Annotated in this window: 9 protein-coding genes, 6 tRNA genes and 9 rRNA genes; 18 read left to right on the top strand and 6 right to left on the bottom strand. The window is 54.3% G+C overall.

Annotation, left to right across the window (positions count from 1 at the left end; translation table 11 throughout):
* Window positions 1-7 precede the first annotated feature (7 nt).
* The 17 genes from CTR2_RS26335 (at window position 8) to rrf (CTR2_RS26255) (ending at window position 19,462) form a co-directional block, all read left to right on the top strand.
* Entirely contained in the window at window positions 8-1,267 is a 1,260-nt protein-coding gene (locus tag CTR2_RS26335; RefSeq protein ID WP_087085746.1) for a benzoate/H(+) symporter BenE family transporter, read from the top strand.
* A gap of 79 nt (window positions 1,268-1,346) precedes the next feature.
* Complete coding sequence (gene gshB / locus CTR2_RS26330; RefSeq protein ID WP_087085747.1) at window positions 1,347-2,294, top strand: glutathione synthase; 948 nt, start codon at window positions 1,347-1,349, stop codon at window positions 2,292-2,294.
* A 409-nt stretch (window positions 2,295-2,703) separates the two neighbouring features.
* Window positions 2,704-4,236, top strand: a 16S ribosomal RNA gene (locus CTR2_RS26325).
* Between the two features lie 93 nt (window positions 4,237-4,329).
* A tRNA-Ile gene (locus CTR2_RS26320) sits at window positions 4,330-4,406 on the top strand.
* Window positions 4,407-4,434: 28 nt separating this feature from the next.
* Window positions 4,435-4,510, top strand: a tRNA-Ala gene (locus CTR2_RS26315).
* 421 nt (window positions 4,511-4,931) lie between these two features.
* Window positions 4,932-7,809, top strand: a 23S ribosomal RNA gene (locus CTR2_RS26310).
* Window positions 7,810-7,975: 166 nt separating this feature from the next.
* Window positions 7,976-8,088 (top strand): 5S ribosomal RNA (gene rrf / locus CTR2_RS26305).
* A gap of 352 nt (window positions 8,089-8,440) precedes the next feature.
* Window positions 8,441-9,973 (top strand): 16S ribosomal RNA (locus CTR2_RS26300).
* A gap of 93 nt (window positions 9,974-10,066) precedes the next feature.
* A tRNA-Ile gene (locus tag CTR2_RS26295) sits at window positions 10,067-10,143 on the top strand.
* Between the two features lie 28 nt (window positions 10,144-10,171).
* Window positions 10,172-10,247: transfer RNA gene (locus tag CTR2_RS26290), tRNA-Ala, on the top strand.
* 371 nt (window positions 10,248-10,618) lie between these two features.
* A 23S ribosomal RNA gene (locus tag CTR2_RS26285) occupies window positions 10,619-13,496 on the top strand.
* Between the two features lie 166 nt (window positions 13,497-13,662).
* A 5S ribosomal RNA gene (gene rrf, locus CTR2_RS26280) occupies window positions 13,663-13,775 on the top strand.
* 352 nt (window positions 13,776-14,127) lie between these two features.
* A 16S ribosomal RNA gene (locus CTR2_RS26275) occupies window positions 14,128-15,660 on the top strand.
* A gap of 93 nt (window positions 15,661-15,753) precedes the next feature.
* Window positions 15,754-15,830, top strand: a tRNA-Ile gene (locus tag CTR2_RS26270).
* A gap of 28 nt (window positions 15,831-15,858) precedes the next feature.
* Window positions 15,859-15,934 (top strand) — tRNA-Ala (locus tag CTR2_RS26265).
* A gap of 371 nt (window positions 15,935-16,305) precedes the next feature.
* A 23S ribosomal RNA gene (locus CTR2_RS26260) occupies window positions 16,306-19,183 on the top strand.
* Between the two features lie 166 nt (window positions 19,184-19,349).
* Window positions 19,350-19,462: ribosomal RNA gene (gene rrf, locus CTR2_RS26255) — 5S ribosomal RNA — on the top strand.
* Together the 16S, 23S and 5S rRNA genes with 6 tRNA genes alongside form the textbook arrangement of a ribosomal RNA operon.
* 141 nt (window positions 19,463-19,603) lie before the next feature.
* Here rrf (CTR2_RS26255) and CTR2_RS26250 read toward each other — a convergent pair.
* From CTR2_RS26250 to CTR2_RS26230, 5 genes are all read right to left on the bottom strand, one after another.
* Window positions 19,604-20,371, bottom strand: a complete 768-nt coding sequence (locus CTR2_RS26250; protein WP_034355257.1) for a class II glutamine amidotransferase — start codon at window positions 20,369-20,371, stop codon at window positions 19,604-19,606.
* Window positions 20,372-20,528: 157 nt separating this feature from the next.
* Window positions 20,529-20,717 carry a 4-oxalocrotonate tautomerase gene (locus CTR2_RS26245; RefSeq protein ID WP_003060524.1) on the bottom strand — a complete coding sequence of 63 codons (189 nt, stop codon included), beginning with the start codon at window positions 20,715-20,717 and terminating at the stop codon, window positions 20,529-20,531.
* A 105-nt stretch (window positions 20,718-20,822) separates the two neighbouring features.
* Complete coding sequence (locus tag CTR2_RS26240; protein ID WP_003060526.1) at window positions 20,823-21,011, bottom strand: 4-oxalocrotonate tautomerase; 189 nt, start codon at window positions 21,009-21,011, stop codon at window positions 20,823-20,825.
* Window positions 21,012-21,065: 54 nt separating this feature from the next.
* Window positions 21,066-21,284: a cysteine-rich CWC family protein gene (locus CTR2_RS26235; protein WP_087084399.1), complete on the bottom strand. Its 219-nt coding sequence runs from the start codon at window positions 21,282-21,284 to the stop codon at window positions 21,066-21,068.
* Window positions 21,285-21,480: 196 nt separating this feature from the next.
* On the bottom strand, window positions 21,481-23,670 hold the full coding sequence (locus tag CTR2_RS26230; protein ID WP_087079785.1) for a malate synthase G: 2,190 nt from the start codon (window positions 23,668-23,670) through the stop codon (window positions 21,481-21,483).
* 493 nt (window positions 23,671-24,163) lie between these two features.
* On the opposite strand from CTR2_RS26230, the gene CTR2_RS26225 reads away from it, so the two are divergent.
* Window positions 24,164-24,523 (top strand): hypothetical protein, encoded by a 360-nt coding sequence (locus CTR2_RS26225; RefSeq protein WP_003068180.1) that lies wholly within the window; start codon window positions 24,164-24,166, stop codon window positions 24,521-24,523.
* A gap of 69 nt (window positions 24,524-24,592) precedes the next feature.
* On the opposite strand, the gene CTR2_RS26220 is transcribed toward CTR2_RS26225, so the two are convergent.
* Entirely contained in the window at window positions 24,593-25,279 is a 687-nt protein-coding gene (locus tag CTR2_RS26220) for a response regulator transcription factor (protein WP_087079787.1), read from the bottom strand.
* Between the last annotated feature and the right edge of the window lie 4 nt (window positions 25,280-25,283).

The raw sequence follows: 25,283 nt of genomic DNA, 5'->3' as shown, positions 1-25,283 counted from the left end.
CTATTGGATGAAGAGTGCTGACCGTGCTCGCCATGAACAGTCGCACGAGGTGCTGCATTTCTGGCAGGCGTGGTGCCAGAATGCACGGATGCGCTTTTTCAAAGACTTGAGCCCTGCCGCCGTGGCCGCAGGCTTTGTGGCCGTGCTTGTGGGCTTTACCAGTTCGGTGGCCCTGGTGTTTCAGGCGGCGCAGGCGTTTCATGCCACGCCTGAGCAAATTACTTCCTGGATTTGGGCGCTGGGCCTGGGCATGGGTCTGTGCTCGCTGGTCCCGTCGCTGATTCTGCGCATGCCGGTCATGGTGGCCTGGTCCACCCCAGGGGCGGCGGTGCTGGCGACCGCTGGGCTTGCAGGTGGTTTCTCCATGGGGGAGGCGATCGGTGCTTTTATCGTCAGCGCGGCCCTCATCATCCTGGTGGGGGTGACCGGCTGGTTCGAGCGCATCATGAACCGCATCCCCATGGAGATTGCCTCGGCCCTTCTGGCTGGGGTGCTGGCCAAGTTCGGCATGCAGGCCTTTTCTGCGGCCGAAACCAATCTGTCCCTGGTGCTGGTCATGCTGCTCGCCTATCTGCTTTCGCGGCGTATGGCCCCTCGCTATGCGGTCATCGTCACCCTGCTGGCCGGAACCGCCTGGGCGGCGCTGAGCGGGCAGATGCAGTGGTCGGCCGTGCATGGCGGGCTGGCCATGCCGGTCTATACGGCTCCCGAGTTCTCGCTGCAGGCACTCATCAGCCTGGCTTTGCCCCTGTTTGTCGTGACCATGGCCTCGCAGAATCTGCCGGGCGTGGCGGTGATACGCGCCACAGGCTATCCGATACCCGTCTCCAGGGTCATCAGCATGACGGGCGTGGCGACCTTGCTGCTGGCGCCGTTTGGCGGCTATGCCCTCAACCTCAGCGCCATCACGGCGGCGATCTGCATGGGAGACGAGGCGCATGAGGACAGAAACAAGCGCTATACCGCCGCTGCCGTATGCGGGCTGCTATATATTTTGATAGGTGTCTTTGGTGCGGTGGTCACCGGTCTGCTGACGGCCTTTCCCAAGGAGCTGGTAGCCTGCATCGCCGGACTGGCCCTGCTGGGCTCCATAGGCGGCGGCATGGCGACGGCCTTCAAGGAGGAAAAGCACCGAGAGGCAGCGCTCATCACCTTTCTGGTCACGCTCAGCGGCGTTGTCATCGCAGGGGTGGGCTCAGCCTTCTGGGGTGTGGTTGCAGGCAGCTTGGCCCTGCTTGTCCAGAGCCTGCGTGCGCGCAGGACCTGAGTATCTGCCGTCATATTGTGGTGTTTTGCCCGGCTGGGCATGATGCCGGTATCTACCTCTACCGCTAGAGTTTTTCACCATGCAAATACTGTTTGTTGCCGATCCGCTGGAATCCTTTGTCATCTACAAGGACTCCACCTTTGCCATGATGCGTGAGGCTCAGCGCCGAGGTCACCAGATCGTGGCCTGCGAGCCCCGCCATATCTCCTGGCAAAGCGGCGGCAAGGTCATGGCGCAGGTGCGCCATATCAGTCTGACCGGGGAGCAAGACCGCTGGTTCGAGGAGACGCGAAGCGCTTTGACGGCACTGGCAGACTTTGATGCCATCGTCATGCGCAAGGATCCGCCCTTCGATTCCGAGTTCTTCTACGCCACGCACATGCTCGGTCAGGCCGAGCGTGAGGGTGCCAAGGTCTTCAACAAACCCAGCGCACTGCGCGAGCATCCCGAAAAGCTCGCCATCATGGAGTTTGCTCAGTTCATCTCTCCCACTCTGGTCACGCGCAGCGCCCAGGACATCCGTGCTTTTCATGCAGAGCACAAGGACATCATCCTCAAGCCCCTGGACGGCATGGGCGGCATGGGCATCTTCCGGGTTGGTGAAGACGGACGCAATCTAGGCAGCATCATCGAAACCCTGAATCAGGGAGGCTCCACCAGCGTCATGGTGCAGAAATTCCTGCCCGACATCGTTCATGGCGATAAGCGGGTGCTCATCATTGGCGGCAAGCCTGTGCCGTTCTGCCTGGCCCGCATTCCGCAGGGCAATGAGGTGCGCGGCAATCTGGCGGCCGGCGGCAAGGGCGTGGCCCAGCCGTTGGCAGAGCAGGACAAGGCCATTGCCGAGTTCATTGGAGAGCGTCTGGTGCAGCGTGGTCTGCTCTTGATAGGGCTGGATGTCATCGGTCATAACGTCACCGAGATCAATGTGACCAGTCCCACCTGCTTCCAGGAGATCTTTGATCAGACTGGCTGTGATGTGGCGGCGCTGTTTGTCGACGCACTGGTGCAGGCCGCTCGCGCCTGAGAAGCGACAAAGAACCCGGCAGGCAAGGCCTGCCGGGTTCTTTGTCCGGATGTCCGTGCGGATGTTGTCTGGACTGCAAAAATCTGTGTACAATGCAAGGCTTCACTGAGCGGAATGCAAAATTTCGCTAGTCGATCTGAAAGAAATCAGACGGCAAAGTTGTGATAGAATTCAAGGCTTCGCTGATCGCAGCAAGCAACGAGATTCAAGATCGGGATTTCTGATTTTGCACTCGGCTCCTTAAAAAAATACAGCCGATAAGCGTGGGCGTTTGAGGGCAAGCAGCCAGTTCTTCGGAACAAAACTCTTCGGAGTTATCAAGCGCTCACAAAAACAGTAATGAGGAAGAATTTATTCTTCTTGATTCCGTCAAGTGAGTGAGCAGTCGAAAGACTTTAAATTCAAGATCGAACTATAGAGTTTGATCCTGGCTCAGATTGAACGCTGGCGGCATGCTTTACACATGCAAGTCGAACGGTAACAGGTCTTCGGATGCTGACGAGTGGCGAACGGGTGAGTAATACATCGGAACGTGCCTAGTAGTGGGGGATAACTACTCGAAAGAGTAGCTAATACCGCATGAGATCTACGGATGAAAGCAGGGGACCTTCGGGCCTTGTGCTACTAGAGCGGCTGATGGCAGATTAGGTAGTTGGTGGGGTAAAGGCTTACCAAGCCTGCGATCTGTAGCTGGTCTGAGAGGACGACCAGCCACACTGGGACTGAGACACGGCCCAGACTCCTACGGGAGGCAGCAGTGGGGAATTTTGGACAATGGGCGAAAGCCTGATCCAGCAATGCCGCGTGCAGGATGAAGGCCCTCGGGTTGTAAACTGCTTTTGTACGGAACGAAAAGCCTGGGGCTAATATCCCCGGGTCATGACGGTACCGTAAGAATAAGCACCGGCTAACTACGTGCCAGCAGCCGCGGTAATACGTAGGGTGCAAGCGTTAATCGGAATTACTGGGCGTAAAGCGTGCGCAGGCGGTTTTGTAAGACAGTGGTGAAATCCCCGGGCTCAACCTGGGAACTGCCATTGTGACTGCAAGGCTAGAGTGCGGCAGAGGGGGATGGAATTCCGCGTGTAGCAGTGAAATGCGTAGATATGCGGAGGAACACCGATGGCGAAGGCAATCCCCTGGGCCTGCACTGACGCTCATGCACGAAAGCGTGGGGAGCAAACAGGATTAGATACCCTGGTAGTCCACGCCCTAAACGATGTCAACTGGTTGTTGGGTCTTAACTGACTCAGTAACGAAGCTAACGCGTGAAGTTGACCGCCTGGGGAGTACGGCCGCAAGGTTGAAACTCAAAGGAATTGACGGGGACCCGCACAAGCGGTGGATGATGTGGTTTAATTCGATGCAACGCGAAAAACCTTACCCACCTTTGACATGGCAGGAACTTACCAGAGATGGTTTGGTGCTCGAAAGAGAACCTGCACACAGGTGCTGCATGGCTGTCGTCAGCTCGTGTCGTGAGATGTTGGGTTAAGTCCCGCAACGAGCGCAACCCTTGCCATTAGTTGCTACATTCAGTTGAGCACTCTAATGGGACTGCCGGTGACAAACCGGAGGAAGGTGGGGATGACGTCAAGTCCTCATGGCCCTTATAGGTGGGGCTACACACGTCATACAATGGCTGGTACAAAGGGTTGCCAACCCGCGAGGGGGAGCTAATCCCATAAAGCCAGTCGTAGTCCGGATCGCAGTCTGCAACTCGACTGCGTGAAGTCGGAATCGCTAGTAATCGTGGATCAGAATGTCACGGTGAATACGTTCCCGGGTCTTGTACACACCGCCCGTCACACCATGGGAGCGGGTCTCGCCAGAAGTAGGTAGCCTAACCGCAAGGAGGGCGCTTACCACGGCGGGGTTCGTGACTGGGGTGAAGTCGTAACAAGGTAGCCGTATCGGAAGGTGCGGCTGGATCACCTCCTTTCTGGAAAAATGCTGCTTCAAATTGAACGTCCACACTTATCGGTTGTTGGAACAAGCCAGGTGGCCTGCTGAGTGACAGCGGGTTGCATGGAATGGGTCTGTAGCTCAGCTGGTTAGAGCACTGTGTTGATAACGCAGGGGTCGTTGGTTCGAGCCCAACTAGACCCACCAAGATTCCAATATCTGGTCAGAGGATCCCGGGGGATTAGCTCAGCTGGGAGAGCACCTGCTTTGCAAGCAGGGGGTCGTCGGTTCGATCCCGTCATCCTCCACCAAAAATGATAGCGCCGAAAGGTGCTATAATCGTTGGCTCAGCAGATGTGAAGCGCAAGCGGATCAAAAGCAGAGTAAAAGCGAAAAAACCAAATTCAATATAAAAGCAGTCTGCATCAGACTGCTTTTATATTGATCTTTGATCAATAGGCTGTTCTTTAAAAATTCATAGAGTCGAAATCAGCGTTGCTGGTGGAAAGCACAAACCAAGGTTTGTGCACCGTGCCGCCAGCAACATTTTGATTGCGTCAAAACAGATATTTTGCGAATGCAAATTTATCTAGTAATGACGAATATTCTCTAAGCTGCATTGAAAGATGCAGCCAAAGATATTCACATTACGGCATAACGCGTGAGGTGCAAGACCTCACCAGTCTTTGAACACCAGGCTTTGATTCTCGCCAAGAGAGTCCAAAGTTATAGGGTCAAGTGACTAAGAGCATATGGTGGATGCCTTGGCGATGATAGGCGACGAAAGACGTGATAGCCTGCGATAAGCTTCGGGGAGCTGGCAAATAAGCTTTGATCCGGAGATTTCTGAATGGGGGAACCCACCTCGCAAGAGGTATCGTGCACTGAATACATAGGTGCACGAAGCGAACCTGGAGAACTGAAACATCTAAGTACCCAGAGGAAAAGACATCAACCGAGATTCCGATAGTAGTGGCGAGCGAATTCGGAAGAGCCTTGCAGTGATAGTCGATCAGTTAACAAAACGGCATGGAAAGGCCGACCATAGTGGGTGATAGTCCCGTATGTGAAAACCGATCGGTGGTACTAGGCTGCAGACAAGTAGGGCGGGGCACGAGAAACCCTGTCTGAATATGGGGGGACCATCCTCCAAGGCTAAATACTCATCATCGACCGATAGTGAACCAGTACCGTGAGGGAAAGGCGAAAAGAACCCCGGGAGGGGAGTGAAATAGATCCTGAAACCGTATGCTTACAAAAAGTCGGAGCCCTTAGGGGTGACGGCGTACCTTTTGTATAATGGGTCAGCGACTTACATTCAGTGGCAAGCTTAACCGAATAGGGGAGGCGAAGAGAAATCGAGTCCGAATAGGGCGACTAGTCGCTGGGTGTAGACCCGAAACCAAGTGATCTATCCATGGCCAGGATGAAGGTGCCGTAACAGGTACTGGAGGTCCGAACCCACTAATGTTGCAAAATTAGGGGATGAGCTGTGGATAGGGGTGAAAGGCTAAACAAACTTGGAAATAGCTGGTTCTCTCCGAAAACTATTTAGGTAGTGCCTCAAGTATTACCGTCGGGGGTAGAGCACTGTTTAGGCTAGGGGGTCATGGCGACTTACCAAACCTATGCAAACTCCGAATACCGACGAGTACAGCTTGGGAGACAGAGCACCGGGTGCTAACGTCCGGACTCAAGAGGGAAACAACCCAGACCGCCAGCTAAGGTCCCTAAAACGGGCTAAGTGGGAAACGAAGTGGGAAGGCTAAAACAGTCAGGATGTTGGCTTAGAAGCAGCCATCATTTAAAGAAAGCGTAATAGCTCACTGATCGAGTCGTCCTGCGCGGAAGATGTAACGGGGCTAAGCCAGTTACCGAAGCTGCGGATTTGCAATTTATTGCAAGTGGTAGGAGAGCGTTCTGTAAGCCTGTGAAGGTGTCTGGTAACGGATGCTGGAGGTATCAGAAGTGCGAATGCTGACATGAGTAGCGTTAAAGGGGGTGAAAAGCCCCCTCGCCGTAAGCGCAAGGTTTCCTACGCAACGTTCATCGGCGTAGGGTGAGTCGGCCCCTAAGGCGAGGCAGAGATGCGTAGCTGATGGGAAACAGGTCAATATTCCTGTACCGATCAATAGTGCGATGTGGGGACGGAGAAGGTTAGCTCAGCCAACTGTTGGATATGTTGGTTCAAGCCTGTAGTCGTGCCTGGTAGGCAAATCCGCCAGGCTTAGATGAGGGGTGATAACGAGTCTGCTTGCAGACGAAGTGAGTGATACCCTGCTTCCAGGAAAAGCCACTAAGCTTCAGCTATTGACGACCGTACCGCAAACCGACACTGGTGCGCGAGATGAGTATTCTAAGGCGCTTGAGAGAACTCAGGAGAAGGAACTCGGCAAATTGACACCGTAACTTCGGGAGAAGGTGTACCCCAAGTAAGTGAAGTTGTACAAACGGAGCTCAAAGGGGTTGCAAAAAATTGGTGGCTGCGACTGTTTAATAAAAACACAGCACTCTGCAAACACGAAAGTGGACGTATAGGGTGTGACGCCTGCCCGGTGCTGGAAGATTAAATGATGGGGTGCAAGCTCTTGATTGAAGTCCCAGTAAACGGCGGCCGTAACTATAACGGTCCTAAGGTAGCGAAATTCCTTGTCGGGTAAGTTCCGACCTGCACGAATGGCGTAACGATGGCCACACTGTCTCCTCCTGAGACTCAGCGAAGTTGAAATGTTTGTGATGATGCAATCTCCCCGCGGAAAGACGGAAAGACCCCATGAACCTTTACTGTAGCTTTGTATTGGACTTTGAACGGATCTGTGTAGGATAGGTGGGAGGCTTTGAAGTGCGGTCGCTAGATCGCATGGAGCCGACGTTGAAATACCACCCTGGTGCGTTTGAGGTTCTAACCTGGATCCATTATCTGGATCGGGGACAGTGCATGGTAGGCAGTTTGACTGGGGCGGTCTCCTCCCAAAGCGTAACGGAGGAGTTCGAAGGTACGCTAGTTACGGTCGGACATCGTGACGATAGTGCAATGGCATAAGCGTGCTTAACTGCGAGACTGACAAGTCGAGCAGATGCGAAAGCAGGACATAGTGATCCGGTGGTTCTGTATGGAAGGGCCATCGCTCAACGGATAAAAGGTACTCTGGGGATAACAGGCTGATACCGCCCAAGAGTTCATATCGACGGCGGTGTTTGGCACCTCGATGTCGGCTCATCTCATCCTGGGGCTGTAGTCGGTCCCAAGGGTATGGCTGTTCGCCATTTAAAGAGGTACGTGAGCTGGGTTTAAAACGTCGTGAGACAGTTTGGTCCCTATCTTCCGTGGGCGCTGCAGATTTGAGGAAGCCTGCTCCTAGTACGAGAGGACCGGAGTGGACACACCTCTGGTGTACCTGTTGTCACGCCAGTGGCATCGCAGGGTAGCTAAGTGTGGAAGAGATAACCGCTGAAAGCATCTAAGCGGGAAACTCGTTTCAAGATGAGATCTGCCGGGGCCTTGAGCCCCCTGAAGGGTCGTTGTAGACCACGACGTTGATAGGCTGGGTGTGGAAGCGCAGTAATGCGTTAAGCTAACCAGTACTAATTGCCCGTGCGGCTTGACCCTATAACTTTGGGTAAGCCTGGAAAAATGAAAAGACAGAACGCAAGTTCTAGTTATGCCGAAAAGGCGCAATCGAAAAGCTGATGAAGACTCTATGAATTCGTTGGATTGAAGGTGAGCGAGATTAAGAAGTTAATCGAGGCGCCGTCAATCTGACAAAAAGTTTATGCCTGATGACCATAGCAAGTTGGTACCACTCCTTCCCATCCCGAACAGGACAGTGAAACGACTTTGCGCCGATGATAGTGCGGGTTCCCGTGTGAAAGTAGGTCATCGTCAGGCTCTTACGCCAAAACGCCTGGCTCACGCCAGGCGTTTTCTTCTCCCTCCTTGTGCTGAGGGGTGAGAAGAAAACGCAAAAACGTTTTAAAAGTACTGTGAAAACAGTGCTACAATAGAAGGCTTCGCTGATCGCAGCAAGCAACGAGATTCAAGATCGGGATTTTTGATTTTGCACTCGGTTCCTTAAAAAAATACAGCCGATAAGCGTGGGCGTTTGAGGGCAAGCAGCCAGTTCTTCGGAACAAAACTCTTCGGAGTTATCAAACGCTCACAAAAACAGTAATGAGGAAGAATTTATTCTTCTTGATTCCGTCAAGTGAGTGAGCAGTCGAAAGACTTTAAATTCAAGATCGAACTATAGAGTTTGATCCTGGCTCAGATTGAACGCTGGCGGCATGCTTTACACATGCAAGTCGAACGGTAACAGGTCTTCGGATGCTGACGAGTGGCGAACGGGTGAGTAATACATCGGAACGTGCCTAGTAGTGGGGGATAACTACTCGAAAGAGTAGCTAATACCGCATGAGATCTACGGATGAAAGCAGGGGACCTTCGGGCCTTGTGCTACTAGAGCGGCTGATGGCAGATTAGGTAGTTGGTGGGGTAAAGGCTTACCAAGCCTGCGATCTGTAGCTGGTCTGAGAGGACGACCAGCCACACTGGGACTGAGACACGGCCCAGACTCCTACGGGAGGCAGCAGTGGGGAATTTTGGACAATGGGCGAAAGCCTGATCCAGCAATGCCGCGTGCAGGATGAAGGCCCTCGGGTTGTAAACTGCTTTTGTACGGAACGAAAAGCCTGGGGCTAATATCCCCGGGTCATGACGGTACCGTAAGAATAAGCACCGGCTAACTACGTGCCAGCAGCCGCGGTAATACGTAGGGTGCAAGCGTTAATCGGAATTACTGGGCGTAAAGCGTGCGCAGGCGGTTTTGTAAGACAGTGGTGAAATCCCCGGGCTCAACCTGGGAACTGCCATTGTGACTGCAAGGCTAGAGTGCGGCAGAGGGGGATGGAATTCCGCGTGTAGCAGTGAAATGCGTAGATATGCGGAGGAACACCGATGGCGAAGGCAATCCCCTGGGCCTGCACTGACGCTCATGCACGAAAGCGTGGGGAGCAAACAGGATTAGATACCCTGGTAGTCCACGCCCTAAACGATGTCAACTGGTTGTTGGGTCTTAACTGACTCAGTAACGAAGCTAACGCGTGAAGTTGACCGCCTGGGGAGTACGGCCGCAAGGTTGAAACTCAAAGGAATTGACGGGGACCCGCACAAGCGGTGGATGATGTGGTTTAATTCGATGCAACGCGAAAAACCTTACCCACCTTTGACATGGCAGGAACTTACCAGAGATGGTTTGGTGCTCGAAAGAGAACCTGCACACAGGTGCTGCATGGCTGTCGTCAGCTCGTGTCGTGAGATGTTGGGTTAAGTCCCGCAACGAGCGCAACCCTTGCCATTAGTTGCTACATTCAGTTGAGCACTCTAATGGGACTGCCGGTGACAAACCGGAGGAAGGTGGGGATGACGTCAAGTCCTCATGGCCCTTATAGGTGGGGCTACACACGTCATACAATGGCTGGTACAAAGGGTTGCCAACCCGCGAGGGGGAGCTAATCCCATAAAGCCAGTCGTAGTCCGGATCGCAGTCTGCAACTCGACTGCGTGAAGTCGGAATCGCTAGTAATCGTGGATCAGAATGTCACGGTGAATACGTTCCCGGGTCTTGTACACACCGCCCGTCACACCATGGGAGCGGGTCTCGCCAGAAGTAGGTAGCCTAACCGCAAGGAGGGCGCTTACCACGGCGGGGTTCGTGACTGGGGTGAAGTCGTAACAAGGTAGCCGTATCGGAAGGTGCGGCTGGATCACCTCCTTTCTGGAAAAATGCTGCTTCAAATTGAACGTCCACACTTATCGGTTGTTGGAACAAGCCAGGTGGCCTGCTGAGTAACAGCGGGTTGCATGGAATGGGTCTGTAGCTCAGCTGGTTAGAGCACTGTGTTGATAACGCAGGGGTCGTTGGTTCGAGCCCAACTAGACCCACCAAGATTCCAATATCTGGTCAGAGGATCCCGGGGGATTAGCTCAGCTGGGAGAGCACCTGCTTTGCAAGCAGGGGGTCGTCGGTTCGATCCCGTCATCCTCCACCAAAAATGATAGCGCTAATGGTGCTATAATCGAAGGCTTCCCAATACAAAAGCAGTCTTGCAAAGACTGCTTTTGTATTGATCGAAACGTCGATCAATTGGCTGTTCTTTAAAAATTCATAGAGTCGAAATCAGCGTTGCTGGTGGAAAGCGCAAACCAAGGTTTGTGCACCGTGCCGCCAGCAACATTTTGATTGCGTCAAAACAGATATTTTGCGAATGCAAATTTATCTAGTAATGACGAATATTCTCTAAGCTGCATTGAAAGATGCAGCCAAAGATATTCACATTACGGCATAACGCGTGAGGTGCAAGACCTCACCAGTCTTTGAACACCAAGCTTTGATTCTCGCTAAGAGAGTCCAAAGTTATAGGGTCAAGTGACTAAGAGCATATGGTGGATGCCTTGGCGATGATAGGCGACGAAAGACGTGATAGCCTGCGATAAGCTTCGGGGAGCTGGCAAATAAGCTTTGATCCGGAGATTTCTGAATGGGGGAACCCACCTCGCAAGAGGTATCGTGCACTGAATACATAGGTGCACGAAGCGAACCTGGAGAACTGAAACATCTAAGTACCCAGAGGAAAAGACATCAACCGAGATTCCGATAGTAGTGGCGAGCGAATTCGGAAGAGCCTTGCAGTGATAGTCGATCAGTTAACAAAACGGCATGGAAAGGCCGACCATAGTGGGTGATAGTCCCGTATGTGAAAACCGATCGGTGGTACTAGGCTGCAGACAAGTAGGGCGGGGCACGAGAAACCCTGTCTGAATATGGGGGGACCATCCTCCAAGGCTAAATACTCATCATCGACCGATAGTGAACCAGTACCGTGAGGGAAAGGCGAAAAGAACCCCGGGAGGGGAGTGAAATAGATCCTGAAACCGTATGCTTACAAAAAGTCGGAGCCCTTAGGGGTGACGGCGTACCTTTTGTATAATGGGTCAGCGACTTACATTCAGTGGCAAGCTTAACCGAATAGGGGAGGCGAAGAGAAATCGAGTCCGAATAGGGCGACTAGTCGCTGGGTGTAGACCCGAAACCAAGTGATCTATCCATGGCCAGGATGAAGGTGCCGTAACAGGTACTGGAGGTCCGAACCCACTAATGTTGCAAAATTAGGGGATGAGCTGTGGATAGGGGTGAAAGGCTAAACAAACTTGGAAATAGCTGGTTCTCTCCGAAAACTATTTAGGTAGTGCCTCAAGTATTACCGTCGGGGGTAGAGCACTGTTTAGGCTAGGGGGTCATGGCGACTTACCAAACCTATGCAAACTCCGAATACCGACGAGTACAGCTTGGGAGACAGAGCACCGGGTGCTAACGTCCGGACTCAAGAGGGAAACAACCCAGACCGCCAGCTAAGGTCCCTAAAACGGGCTAAGTGGGAAACGAAGTGGGAAGGCTAAAACAGTCAGGATGTTGGCTTAGAAGCAGCCATCATTTAAAGAAAGCGTAATAGCTCACTGATCGAGTCGTCCTGCGCGGAAGATGTAACGGGGCTAAGCCAGTTACCGAAGCTGCGGATTTGCAATTTATTGCAAGTGGTAGGAGAGCGTTCTGTAAGCCTGTGAAGGTGTCTGGTAACGGATGCTGGAGGTATCAGAAGTGCGAATGCTGACATGAGTAGCGTTAAAGGGGGTGAAAAGCCCCCTCGCCGTAAGCGCAAGGTTTCCTACGCAACGTTCATCGGCGTAGGGTGAGTCGGCCCCTAAGGCGAGGCAGAGATGCGTAGCTGATGGGAAACAGGTCAATATTCCTGTACCGATCAATAGTGCGATGTGGGGACGGAGAAGGTTAGCTCAGCCAACTGTTGGATATGTTGGTTCAAGCCTGTAGTCGTGCCTGGTAGGCAAATCCGCCAGGCTTAGATGAGGGGTGATAACGAGTCTGCTTGCAGACGAAGTGAGTGATACCCTGCTTCCAGGAAAAGCCACTAAGCTTCAGCTATTGACGACCGTACCGCAAACCGACACTGGTGCGCGAGATGAGTATTCTAAGGCGCTTGAGAGAACTCAGGAGAAGGAACTCGGCAAATTGACACCGTAACTTCGGGAGAAGGTGTACCCCAAGTAAGTGAAGTTGTACAAACGGAGCTCAAAGGGGTTGCAAAAAATTGGTGGCTGCGACTGTTTAATAAAAACACAGCACTCTGCAAACACGAAAGTGGACGTATAGGGTGTGACGCCTGCCCGGTGCTGGAAGATTAAATGATGGGGTGCAAGCTCTTGATTGAAGTCCCAGTAAACGGCGGCCGTAACTATAACGGTCCTAAGGTAGCGAAATTCCTTGTCGGGTAAGTTCCGACCTGCACGAATGGCGTAACGATGGCCACACTGTCTCCTCCTGAGACTCAGCGAAGTTGAAATGTTTGTGATGATGCAATCTCCCCGCGGAAAGACGGAAAGACCCCATGAACCTTTACTGTAGCTTTGTATTGGACTTTGAACGGATCTGTGTAGGATAGGTGGGAGGCTTTGAAGTGCGGTCGCTAGATCGCATGGAGCCGACGTTGAAATACCACCCTGGTGCGTTTGAGGTTCTAACCTGGATCCATTATCTGGATCGGGGACAGTGCATGGTAGGCAGTTTGACTGGGGCGGTCTCCTCCCAAAGCGTAACGGAGGAGTTCGAAGGTACGCTAGTTACGGTCGGACATCGTGACGATAGTGCAATGGCATAAGCGTGCTTAACTGCGAGACTGACAAGTCGAGCAGATGCGAAAGCAGGACATAGTGATCCGGTGGTTCTGTATGGAAGGGCCATCGCTCAACGGATAAAAGGTACTCTGGGGATAACAGGCTGATACCGCCCAAGAGTTCATATCGACGGCGGTGTTTGGCACCTCGATGTCGGCTCATCTCATCCTGGGGCTGTAGTCGGTCCCAAGGGTATGGCTGTTCGCCATTTAAAGAGGTACGTGAGCTGGGTTTAAAACGTCGTGAGACAGTTTGGTCCCTATCTTCCGTGGGCGCTGCAGATTTGAGGAAGCCTGCTCCTAGTACGAGAGGACCGGAGTGGACACACCTCTGGTGTACCTGTTGTCACGCCAGTGGCATCGCAGGGTAGCTAAGTGTGGAAGAGATAACCGCTGAAAGCATCTAAGCGGGAAACTCGTTTCAAGATGAGATCTGCCGGGGCCTTGAGCCCCCTGAAGGGTCGTTGTAGACCACGACGTTGATAGGCTGGGTGTGGAAGCGCAGTAATGCGTTAAGCTAACCAGTACTAATTGCCCGTGCGGCTTGACCCTATAACTTTGGGTAAGCCTGGAAAAACAAAAGACAGAACGTAAGTTCTAGTTATGCCGAAAAGGCGCAATCGAAAAGCTGATTGAAGACTCTATGAATTCGTTGGACTGAAGGTGAGCGAGATTAAGAAGTTAATCGAGGCGCCGTCAATCTGACAAAAAGTTTATGCCTGATGACCATAGCAAGTTGGTACCACTCCTTCCCATCCCGAACAGGACAGTGAAACGACTTTGCGCCGATGATAGTGCGGGTTCCCGTGTGAAAGTAGGTCATCGTCAGGCTCTTACGCCAAAACGCCTGGCTCACGCCAGGCGTTTTCTTCTCCCTCCTTGTGCTGAGGGGTGAGAAGAAAACGCAAAAACGTTTTAAAAGTGCTGTGAAAACAGTGCTACAATAGAAGGCTTCGCTGATCGCAGCAAGCAACGAGATTCAAGATCAGGATTTCTGATTTTGCACTCGGTTCCTTAAAAAAATACAGCCGATAAGCGTGGGCGTTTGAGGGCAAGCAGCCAGTTCTTCGGAACAAAACTCTTCGGAGTTATCAAACGCTCACAAAAACAGTAATGAGGAAGAATTTATTCTTCTTGATTCCGTCAAGTGAGTGAGCAGTCGAAAGACTTTAAATTCAAGATCGAACTATAGAGTTTGATCCTGGCTCAGATTGAACGCTGGCGGCATGCTTTACACATGCAAGTCGAACGGTAACAGGTCTTCGGATGCTGACGAGTGGCGAACGGGTGAGTAATACATCGGAACGTGCCTAGTAGTGGGGGATAACTACTCGAAAGAGTAGCTAATACCGCATGAGATCTACGGATGAAAGCAGGGGACCTTCGGGCCTTGTGCTACTAGAGCGGCTGATGGCAGATTAGGTAGTTGGTGGGGTAAAGGCTTACCAAGCCTGCGATCTGTAGCTGGTCTGAGAGGACGACCAGCCACACTGGGACTGAGACACGGCCCAGACTCCTACGGGAGGCAGCAGTGGGGAATTTTGGACAATGGGCGAAAGCCTGATCCAGCAATGCCGCGTGCAGGATGAAGGCCCTCGGGTTGTAAACTGCTTTTGTACGGAACGAAAAGCCTGGGGCTAATATCCCCGGGTCATGACGGTACCGTAAGAATAAGCACCGGCTAACTACGTGCCAGCAGCCGCGGTAATACGTAGGGTGCAAGCGTTAATCGGAATTACTGGGCGTAAAGCGTGCGCAGGCGGTTTTGTAAGACAGTGGTGAAATCCCCGGGCTCAACCTGGGAACTGCCATTGTGACTGCAAGGCTAGAGTGCGGCAGAGGGGGATGGAATTCCGCGTGTAGCAGTGAAATGCGTAGATATGCGGAGGAACACCGATGGCGAAGGCAATCCCCTGGGCCTGCACTGACGCTCATGCACGAAAGCGTGGGGAGCAAACAGGATTAGATACCCTGGTAGTCCACGCCCTAAACGATGTCAACTGGTTGTTGGGTCTTAACTGACTCAGTAACGAAGCTAACGCGTGAAGTTGACCGCCTGGGGAGTACGGCCGCAAGGTTGAAACTCAAAGGAATTGACGGGGACCCGCACAAGCGGTGGATGATGTGGTTTAATTCGATGCAACGCGAAAAACCTTACCCACCTTTGACATGGCAGGAACTTACCAGAGATGGTTTGGTGCTCGAAAGAGAACCTGCACACAGGTGCTGCATGGCTGTCGTCAGCTCGTGTCGTGAGATGTTGGGTTAAGTCCCGCAACGAGCGCAACCCTTGCCATTAGTTGCTACATTCAGTTGAGCACTCTAATGGGACTGCCGGTGACAAACCGGAGGAAGGTGGGGATGACGTCAAGTCCTCATGGCCCTTATAGGTGGGGCTACACACGTCATACAATGGCTGGTACAAAGGGTTGCCAACCCGCGAGGGGGAGCTAATCCCATAAAGCCAGTCGTAGTCCGGATCGCAGTCTGCAACTCGACTGCGTGAAGTCGGAATCGCTAGTAATCGTGGATCAGAATGTCACGGTGAATACGTTCCCGGGTCTTGTACACACCGCCCGTCACACCATGGGAGCGGGTCTCGCCAGAAGTAGGTAGCCTAACCGTAAGGAGGGCGCTTACCACGGCGGGGTTCGTGACTGGGGTGAAGTCGTAACAAGGTAGCCGTATCGGAAGGTGCGGCTGGATCACCTCCTTTCTGGAAAAATGCTGCTTCAAATTGAACGTCCACACTTATCGGTTGTTGGAACAAGCCAGGTGGCCTGCTGAGTAACAGCGGGTTGCATGGAATGGGTCTGTAGCTCAGCTGGTTAGAGCACTGTGTTGATAACGCAGGGGTCGTTGGTTCGAGCCCAACTAGACCCACCAAGATTCCAATATCTGGTCAGAGGATCCCGGGGGATTAGCTCAGCTGGGAGAGCACCTGCTTTGCAAGCAGGGGGTCGTCGGTTCGATCCCGTCATCCTCCACCAAAAATGATAGCGCTAATGGTGCTATAATCGAAGGCTTCCCAATACAAAAGCAGTCTTGCAAAGACTGCTTTTGTATTGATCGAAACGTCGATCAATTGGCTGTTCTTTAAAAATTCATAGAGTCGAAATCAGCGTTGCTGGTGGAAAGCGCAAACCAAGGTTTGTGCACCGTGCCGCCAGCAACATTTTGATTGCGTCAAAACAGATATTTTGCGAATGCAAATTTATCTAGTAATGACGAATATTCTCTAAGCTGCATTGAAAGATGCAGCCAAAGATATTCACATTACGGCATAACGCGTGAGGTGCAAGACCTCACCAGTCTTTGAACACCAGGCTTTGATTCTCGCTAAGAGAGTCCAAAGTTATAGGGTCAAGTGACTAAGAGCATATGGTGGATGCCTTGGCGATGATAGGCGACGAAAGACGTGATAGCCTGCGATAAGCTTCGGGGAGCTGGCAAATAAGCTTTGATCCGGAGATTTCTGAATGGGGGAACCCACCTCGCAAGAGGTATCGTGCACTGAATACATAGGTGCACGAAGCGAACCTGGAGAACTGAAACATCTAAGTACCCAGAGGAAAAGACATCAACCGAGATTCCGATAGTAGTGGCGAGCGAATTCGGAAGAGCCTTGCAGTGATAGTCGATCAGTTAACAAAACGGCATGGAAAGGCCGACCATAGTGGGTGATAGTCCCGTATGTGAAAACCGATCGGTGGTACTAGGCTGCAGACAAGTAGGGCGGGGCACGAGAAACCCTGTCTGAATATGGGGGGACCATCCTCCAAGGCTAAATACTCATCATCGACCGATAGTGAACCAGTACCGTGAGGGAAAGGCGAAAAGAACCCCGGGAGGGGAGTGAAATAGATCCTGAAACCGTATGCTTACAAAAAGTCGGAGCCCTTAGGGGTGACGGCGTACCTTTTGTATAATGGGTCAGCGACTTACATTCAGTGGCAAGCTTAACCGAATAGGGGAGGCGAAGAGAAATCGAGTCCGAATAGGGCGACTAGTCGCTGGGTGTAGACCCGAAACCAAGTGATCTATCCATGGCCAGGATGAAGGTGCCGTAACAGGTACTGGAGGTCCGAACCCACTAATGTTGCAAAATTAGGGGATGAGCTGTGGATAGGGGTGAAAGGCTAAACAAACTTGGAAATAGCTGGTTCTCTCCGAAAACTATTTAGGTAGTGCCTCAAGTATTACCGTCGGGGGTAGAGCACTGTTTAGGCTAGGGGGTCATGGCGACTTACCAAACCTATGCAAACTCCGAATACCGACGAGTACAGCTTGGGAGACAGAGCACCGGGTGCTAACGTCCGGACTCAAGAGGGAAACAACCCAGACCGCCAGCTAAGGTCCCTAAAACGGGCTAAGTGGGAAACGAAGTGGGAAGGCTAAAACAGTCAGGATGTTGGCTTAGAAGCAGCCATCATTTAAAGAAAGCGTAATAGCTCACTGATCGAGTCGTCCTGCGCGGAAGATGTAACGGGGCTAAGCCAGTTACCGAAGCTGCGGATTTGCAATTTATTGCAAGTGGTAGGAGAGCGTTCTGTAAGCCTGTGAAGGTGTCTGGTAACGGATGCTGGAGGTATCAGAAGTGCGAATGCTGACATGAGTAGCGTTAAAGGGGGTGAAAAGCCCCCTCGCCGTAAGCGCAAGGTTTCCTACGCAACGTTCATCGGCGTAGGGTGAGTCGGCCCCTAAGGCGAGGCAGAGATGCGTAGCTGATGGGAAACAGGTCAATATTCCTGTACCGATCAATAGTGCGATGTGGGGACGGAGAAGGTTAGCTCAGCCAACTGTTGGATATGTTGGTTCAAGCCTGTAGTCGTGCCTGGTAGGCAAATCCGCCAGGCTTAGATGAGGGGTGATAACGAGTCTGCTTGCAGACGAAGTGAGTGATACCCTGCTTCCAGGAAAAGCCACTAAGCTTCAGCTATTGACGACCGTACCGCAAACCGACACTGGTGCGCGAGATGAGTATTCTAAGGCGCTTGAGAGAACTCAGGAGAAGGAACTCGGCAAATTGACACCGTAACTTCGGGAGAAGGTGTACCCCAAGTAAGTGAAGTTGTACAAACGGAGCTCAAAGGGGTTGCAAAAAATTGGTGGCTGCGACTGTTTAATAAAAACACAGCACTCTGCAAACACGAAAGTGGACGTATAGGGTGTGACGCCTGCCCGGTGCTGGAAGATTAAATGATGGGGTGCAAGCTCTTGATTGAAGTCCCAGTAAACGGCGGCCGTAACTATAACGGTCCTAAGGTAGCGAAATTCCTTGTCGGGTAAGTTCCGACCTGCACGAATGGCGTAACGATGGCCACACTGTCTCCTCCTGAGACTCAGCGAAGTTGAAATGTTTGTGATGATGCAATCTCCCCGCGGAAAGACGGAAAGACCCCATGAACCTTTACTGTAGCTTTGTATTGGACTTTGAACGGATCTGTGTAGGATAGGTGGGAGGCTTTGAAGTGCGGTCGCTAGATCGCATGGAGCCGACGTTGAAATACCACCCTGGTGCGTTTGAGGTTCTAACCTGGATCCATTATCTGGATCGGGGACAGTGCATGGTAGGCAGTTTGACTGGGGCGGTCTCCTCCCAAAGCGTAACGGAGGAGTTCGAAGGTACGCTAGTTACGGTCGGACATCGTGACGATAGTGCAATGGCATAAGCGTGCTTAACTGCGAGACTGACAAGTCGAGCAGATGCGAAAGCAGGACATAGTGATCCGGTGGTTCTGTATGGAAGGGCCATCGCTCAACGGATAAAAGGTACTCTGGGGATAACAGGCTGATACCGCCCAAGAGTTCATATCGACGGCGGTGTTTGGCACCTCGATGTCGGCTCATCTCATCCTGGGGCTGTAGTCGGTCCCAAGGGTATGGCTGTTCGCCATTTAAAGAGGTACGTGAGCTGGGTTTAAAACGTCGTGAGACAGTTTGGTCCCTATCTTCCGTGGGCGCTGCAGATTTGAGGAAGCCTGCTCCTAGTACGAGAGGACCGGAGTGGACACACCTCTGGTGTACCTGTTGTCACGCCAGTGGCATCGCAGGGTAGCTAAGTGTGGAAGAGATAACCGCTGAAAGCATCTAAGCGGGAAACTCGTTTCAAGATGAGATCTGCCGGGGCCTTGAGCCCCCTGAAGGGTCGTTGTAGACCACGACGTTGATAGGCTGGGTGTGGAAGCGCAGTAATGCGTTAAGCTAACCAGTACTAATTGCCCGTGCGGCTTGACCCTATAACTTTGGGTAAGCCTGGAAAAACAAAAGACAGAACGTAAGTTCTAGTTATGCCGAAAAGGCGCAATCGAAAAGCTGATTGAAGACTCTATGAATTCGTTGGACTGAAGGTGAGCGAGATTAAGAAGTTAATCGAGGCGCCGTCAATCTGACAAAAAGTTTATGCCTGATGACCATAGCAAGTTGGTACCACTCCTTCCCATCCCGAACAGGACAGTGAAACGACTTTGCGCCGATGATAGTGCGGGTTCCCGTGTGAAAGTAGGTCATCGTCAGGCTCTTACAGTGAAAACCCCGTAGTCGAAAGATTACGGGGTTTTTTATTGAGTGCTTCGAAATAAGGAGCGCTTGCCGCAGGTTGTCAAAGTATTACTGCTGTAAAAATACCGGAAACCCATAAAAAGCCGGCCTGGCGCACTTCAATAAGGTGCCGCCTGCCCATGCACAAACACGCGCAGCTCGCCGTTCTGGAAAGGGGTCCACTGCTCGTTCTGTGTCAGAGGGGCGGTGACGATGATGGCCACCTTGTCCTGGGGAGTGGTTTCGCGGGAGAAATCCACGCTGAGATCTTCGTCGGACAGCTGCGCCTGGGTGAAGGGATGTCTACGTTCGATATAGCAGAGGTGGGTCGTGGCATGGGCCCAGAGCGCTTCGCCGTTGGAGAGCAGGAAGTTGAACGTGCCGTGCGGTGCAATCTTGGCGGCCAGCTCGCGCAGGGTGTGGGTCAGCTCTTCGATGCTGGGCACGCCGGCATGGGACTTCCACAGCTCCTGCATGATCCAGCAGAAGGCCTGCTCGCTGTCCGTGTTGCCAATGGGCTGGAAGTGGGCATGCAGCTTGGGGGCGAAGTTCTTGAGATCGCCGTTGTGCGCGAAGACCCAGTTGCGGCCCCAGAGCTCGCGCACGAAGGGGTGGCAGTTCTGCAAGCTGACCACGCCCTGGGTGGCCTTGCGGATATGGGCGATGACGTTGGTGCTCTTGATCGGGTATTCGCGAATGAGCTTGGCGATCTGGGAGTCGACGGCGCGTTCGTGATCGACAAAGTGGCGCAGGCCCTTGTCTTCGAAGAAGGCGATGCCCCAGCCGTCGGTGTGGTCGCCGGTGTTGCCTGCGCGCTGTGTGAAGCCTGAGAAGCTAAAGCGCACATCGGTAGGCGTGTTGCAGTTCATTCCAAGCAGCTGGCACATGGCTTCGTCATATCTTTCAAGCAAAAAGGCTTTATAGCCCAAGAATCTATGGACGATCTCGTCAATGATGGTGCTGTATGGCAGAGATCGTCAACCGCTCTCGGGCCGGCATGAAAAAAGCAGCCTAAGCTGCTTTGCGCAAGAGGGCGGCGATGGCCTATTCGCGGTCCAGCCAGAGCTTGCCGCCGGTGGCCCAGTCGTGACGCTTGATGTCGGTGATGATGATGTCCACCGATTCGGGCGAGCCGCCCAGCACTTCAACGCTGACGCGGGTGATTTCTTCGACCAGCTTGCGCTTTTGTTCGACGGTACGGCCTTCCATCATTTCGACATGGTAGGTGGGCATGTGCAGGTTTCCTTGCTGGCTTGGGGTTGGGAAAAGAGGCCCATCATAAGGCCGGGCGGCTCAAGAGCCGTCCAGGGACGGCTCCGGCCGCGCCATGCAGGCCGGTCAGCTTTGCTCCGACCAGAGCTTGCCGCCGGTGGCCCAGTTGTGGCGCGGCACGTCGGTGATGATGATGTCCACGGACTCGGGGGCGCTGCCCAGCACCTCGGTGGTCACGCGGGTGATTTCTTCGGCCAGCTTGCGCTTTTGTTCAACGCTGCGGCCTTCAAACAGTTCAATGCGATAGGTGGGCATCAAGGTCTCCTTGCTGTGGTGGGGTGCCCGAGCTGCAAGGCGGTGAATGCAGGATCAGGCGGGGGTGGAATCGTCGGCAACCGGCCGCGCGCAGGCGGGGCAGATGCAGGCCTTGCCGCGTGCGTCTGCGGGCAGCCGCTCCAGCGCGTCCCGGGAAACCGGGGTCTGCATGCACCAGCAGCTCTGCGGCGGCAGGCCGGCGCTGATGGCGCACTGGTTGGGCTGGCCGCACAGAGGGCAGCGGCTGGCGTCTATGAGGGGAACGATGGGCATGGCAGCAGTGTAGAAGCCATACCGCAGCGCTAGTGGGAAGGCCAAGAAAAATGCACTCGATGTACTGACATGGAGTGCATTTTTGGATAGTTGCCTGCGCGCTTGAATCAATAGGATCAGGCAGAAATACCTTCCAGATCCATTGATATCAGGCAGAGGCCGCTCCTTGTTCAGGAGCGACCTTGCCGGGCAACAATCAGGCGCCGGCCTTGACCTTCAGGCGCCAGGCGTGCAGCAGGGGTTCGGTGTAGCCCGAAGGCTGTTCCTTGCCCTTGAACACCAGGTCCAGAGCGGCCTGGTAGGCCGCGCCATCGGGGTTGGCCACCAGGCTCTTGTAGGCGGCGTCGCCGGCGTTCTGCTCGTCCACGATCTTGGCCATGCGGGCATAGCTGTCGCGCACCATGGCTTCGGTGACGATGCCGTGCTGCAGCCAGTTGGCGATGTGCTGGCTGGAGATGCGCAGCGTGGCGCGGTCTTCCATCAGGCCCACGTTGTGGATGTCGGGCACCTTGGAGCAGCCCACGCCCTGGTCGATCCAGCGCACCACATAGCCCAGGATGCCTTGCACGTTGTTGTCCACTTCCTGCTGCTTTTCCGCATCGCTCCAGTTGGGGTTGGTGGACACGGGCACTTGCAGGATGGCGTTCAACAGCTCGTCGCACTCGGCGTCGGCGTTGGGGCTTTCCAGACCCTTTTGCACGTCGGCCACATTGATCTGGTGATAGTGCAGGGCGTGCAGGGTGGCGCCGGTGGGCGAGGGCACCCAGGCGGTGTTGGCACCGGCCTTGGGCTGGGCAATCTTCTGCTCCAGCATGGCCTTCATCAGGTCGGGCATGGCCCACATGCCCTTGCCGATCTGGGCGCGGCCGCGCAGGCCCATGTTCAGGCCGACCAGCACGTTGTTCTTTTCATAGGCGGGCAGCCAGGCGCAGGTCTTCATGTCGGCCTTGCGGACCATGGGGCCGGCATGCATGGCGGTGTGCATTTCATCGCCGGTGCGGTCCAGGAAGCCGGTGTTGATGAAGGCCACGCGTGCGGGGGCAGCAGCGATAGCGGCCTTCAGGTTGACCGAAGTGCGACGCTCTTCGTCCATGATGCCCAGCTTGACGGTGTTCTCGGGCAGACCCAGAACCTTTTCAACACGGCCAAACAATTCGTTCGCGAAAGCGGCTTCGGCGGGGCCGTGCATCTTGGGCTTGACGATGTAGACGCTGCCTGTGCGGCTATTGCGGATGCCGTTGGCGCCGCCCTTCAGGTCGTGAATGGCGATGGCGGTGGTCACCAGCGCGTCCATGATGCCTTCGGGGATTTCCTGCTGCTCGGGGCCCCACAGCACGGCGGGGTTGGTCATCAGATGGCCCACATTGCGCACGAACATCAGCGAGCGGCCATGCAGCTTCACGGGCTTGCCGTCGGCGCCGGTGTATTCGCGGTCGGGGTTCAGGCCGCGGGTCACGGTCTTGCCGCCCTTTTCAAAGGATTCGGTCAGGGTGCCCTTGAGAATGCCCAGCCAGTTGGCGTAGCCGTTGACCTTGTCTTCTGCATCCACGGCGGCCACGGAGTCTTCCAGATCCAGAATGGTGGACAGAGCGGCTTCGACCACCACGTCGGCCACGCCGGCGGCGTCAGTGCTGCCAATGGGGGTGGACTTGTTGACGATGATGTCGATGTGGATGCCGTTGTTCTTGAGCAGCACCGATTTGGGAGCTGCAGCATCGCCCTGGTAGCCGATGAACTTGGCATCGTCCTTCAGGCCGGTCTTGCTGCCGTCCTTCAGGGACACAACCAGCTTGCCGCCTTCGATGGCGTAGCCGGTGGAATCCTTGTGCGAGCCGGACGCCAGGGGCACGGCCTGATCCAGGAAGTTGCGTGCGAACTCGATGACCTTGGCGCCGCGCACGGGGTTGTAGCCCTTGCCTTTCTCGGCGCCGCCTTCTTCGCTGATGGCGTCCGTGCCATACAGCGCGTCATACAGCGAGCCCCAGCGGGCGTTGGCGGCGTTCAGCGCGTAGCGGGCGTTCAGAATGGGCACCACCAGCTGGGGGCCGGCCTGGATGGCCAGCTCGGCATCCACGTTCTCGGTCGTGGCCTTGGCGTTCTTGGGCGACTCGACCAGATAGCCGATGGTCGTCAGAAACTTGCGGTAAGCCACCATGTCGGTGATGGGGCCGGGGTTGGCCTTGTGCCAGGTATCGAGCTGTGTCTGCAGGCGATCGCGTTCGGCCAGCAGGGCTGCATTCTTGGGCGCCAGATCGGCCACGATGGCGTCGAAGCCCTTCCAGTAGGTGTCCTGGTCCACGCCCGTGCCAGGCAGCACTTGCGTGTTCACAAAGTTGTACAGCTCGGTGGCGACTTGCAGGCCGTGGACTTGGGTGCGATCAGTCATTGGAAACCTCTGGTTGTGATGTCTCAGGATTCAGGAGTCGTTGCCCATCATGGGCAGCATGTATGGAGACTGTATTTGAATTTTTTGAGTACATAAATAGCCTAAATAGTTCAAAACTCATGATGTTTTTATATGGAGTCTCTGGGGTTTATGCGTTTTACGTACCAAAGGCGCCAGAGTTCGTCAGTTCTGACCGGTATGCGCGGCGGCTGCTGCGGTGACCGGTTCAGCAATGGATGGCAGAGACTGGAGGAGGCTGCGCGAGGTCTCTTCCGAAGCAATAGCTTCAATCACTTGCCAGGTCTGAGCTGGCGGCAGATTGGACGGTGTTCTTACGCGTCTTATCTTGGCTTTTGAAGTAAGTGCCTGCCATCAAATGACAAGGCTTTGTCTGTCATAAGTCGATATCCGCGCTCAGAAATGATTTGTTAATCTTGAAACAAATTGAGCATCTTCCGATATCGGCCAGCCAATCTTTACCAAGGAGCTCCTGATGGCGAATCTGAACGAAAGCCTGCAAGATCTGATGACCCTGGATGGCGCCATGTGCGCGGCAGTGGTGGATTACAACAGCGGCATGCTGCTGGGCAGCATAGGTTCCGGCGTGGATCTTGAACTGGCCGCGGCGGGCAATACCGAAGTGGTGCGCGCCAAGATGAAGACCATGAAGTCCCTGGGTCTGAACGACAGCATCGAAGACATTCTGATCACCCTGGGCAAGCAGTATCACATCCTGCGCCCTGCCGAGAAGATCAACGGCATCTTCATCTACTACGTGCTGGACAACGGCCGTGCCAACCTGGCCCTGGCCAGGCGCAAGGTCTCGGATGTGGAGTCCAAGTTCGTCATGTGATTGAGCCGGTCTGAAGACACGCAACGGGCCTGGAGGCCCGTTCTTGTTTTCCGCGCCGCGCCGGATTGATCAGGCCGCGATCAAGGGTGCGCGGAACTGGTAACCCACTTTCTGCTGGGACTGCAGCGGCACGGCCACGGGCGTCGCCTTTTCGATGCGGCGCCGCAGGCGGTAGATGGTGGCGTGCAGGTTGTTGTCGGACTCGGCTGCGCTGGTATGGGTCAGCAGGCTGCGGATATGGTCGCGGCTGACGGTTTCGCCCCGGGCCTGCAAAAAGCACTCCATCAGCATCAGGTCCGTGGCGCCCAGCTCCACGCTTTGGCCGTCGGGGGCGGTCAGCAGGCTGCGGCGGCTGTCCAGCTTCCAGGCCGTGGCCGTCCGGGCCGTGGTCATGATGCGCCGGTGCACGGCGCGCACGGCCAGTTCCACCTGCTCGAAGGTCACGGGCTTGGTCAGATACATATCTGCACCGGCGTTGATGACCTCGGCAAACACTTCGGGTCCCAGGCGCCCCGAGACAATCAGCACGCCGGCCTGGCTGCGCTTGCGGATGATGCGCAGCAGCTCGGTGCCGGCCACCCCGGGCAGCATCAGGTCCAGTACATAGAAATCAAATCGATAGGGGGCGTCGTCGGCCAGCAGGTCGCTGCTGTCGCTGTATGCCGTGACGTCCACGCCCTGGGCGCACAGATGCTGGGCCAGAAATTCACAGTACTCGGTGTCGTCGTCGACTAGGGCAAGAGTGGCAGGCAGCATGGGC

The organism is Comamonas thiooxydans, assembly GCF_002157685.2.
GTDB classification, from domain to species: domain Bacteria; phylum Pseudomonadota; class Gammaproteobacteria; order Burkholderiales; family Burkholderiaceae_C; genus Comamonas; species Comamonas testosteroni_H.
The sequence above is the reverse complement of the archived record's forward strand: the minus strand, read 5'-3'. Positions and strand labels throughout refer to the sequence as shown.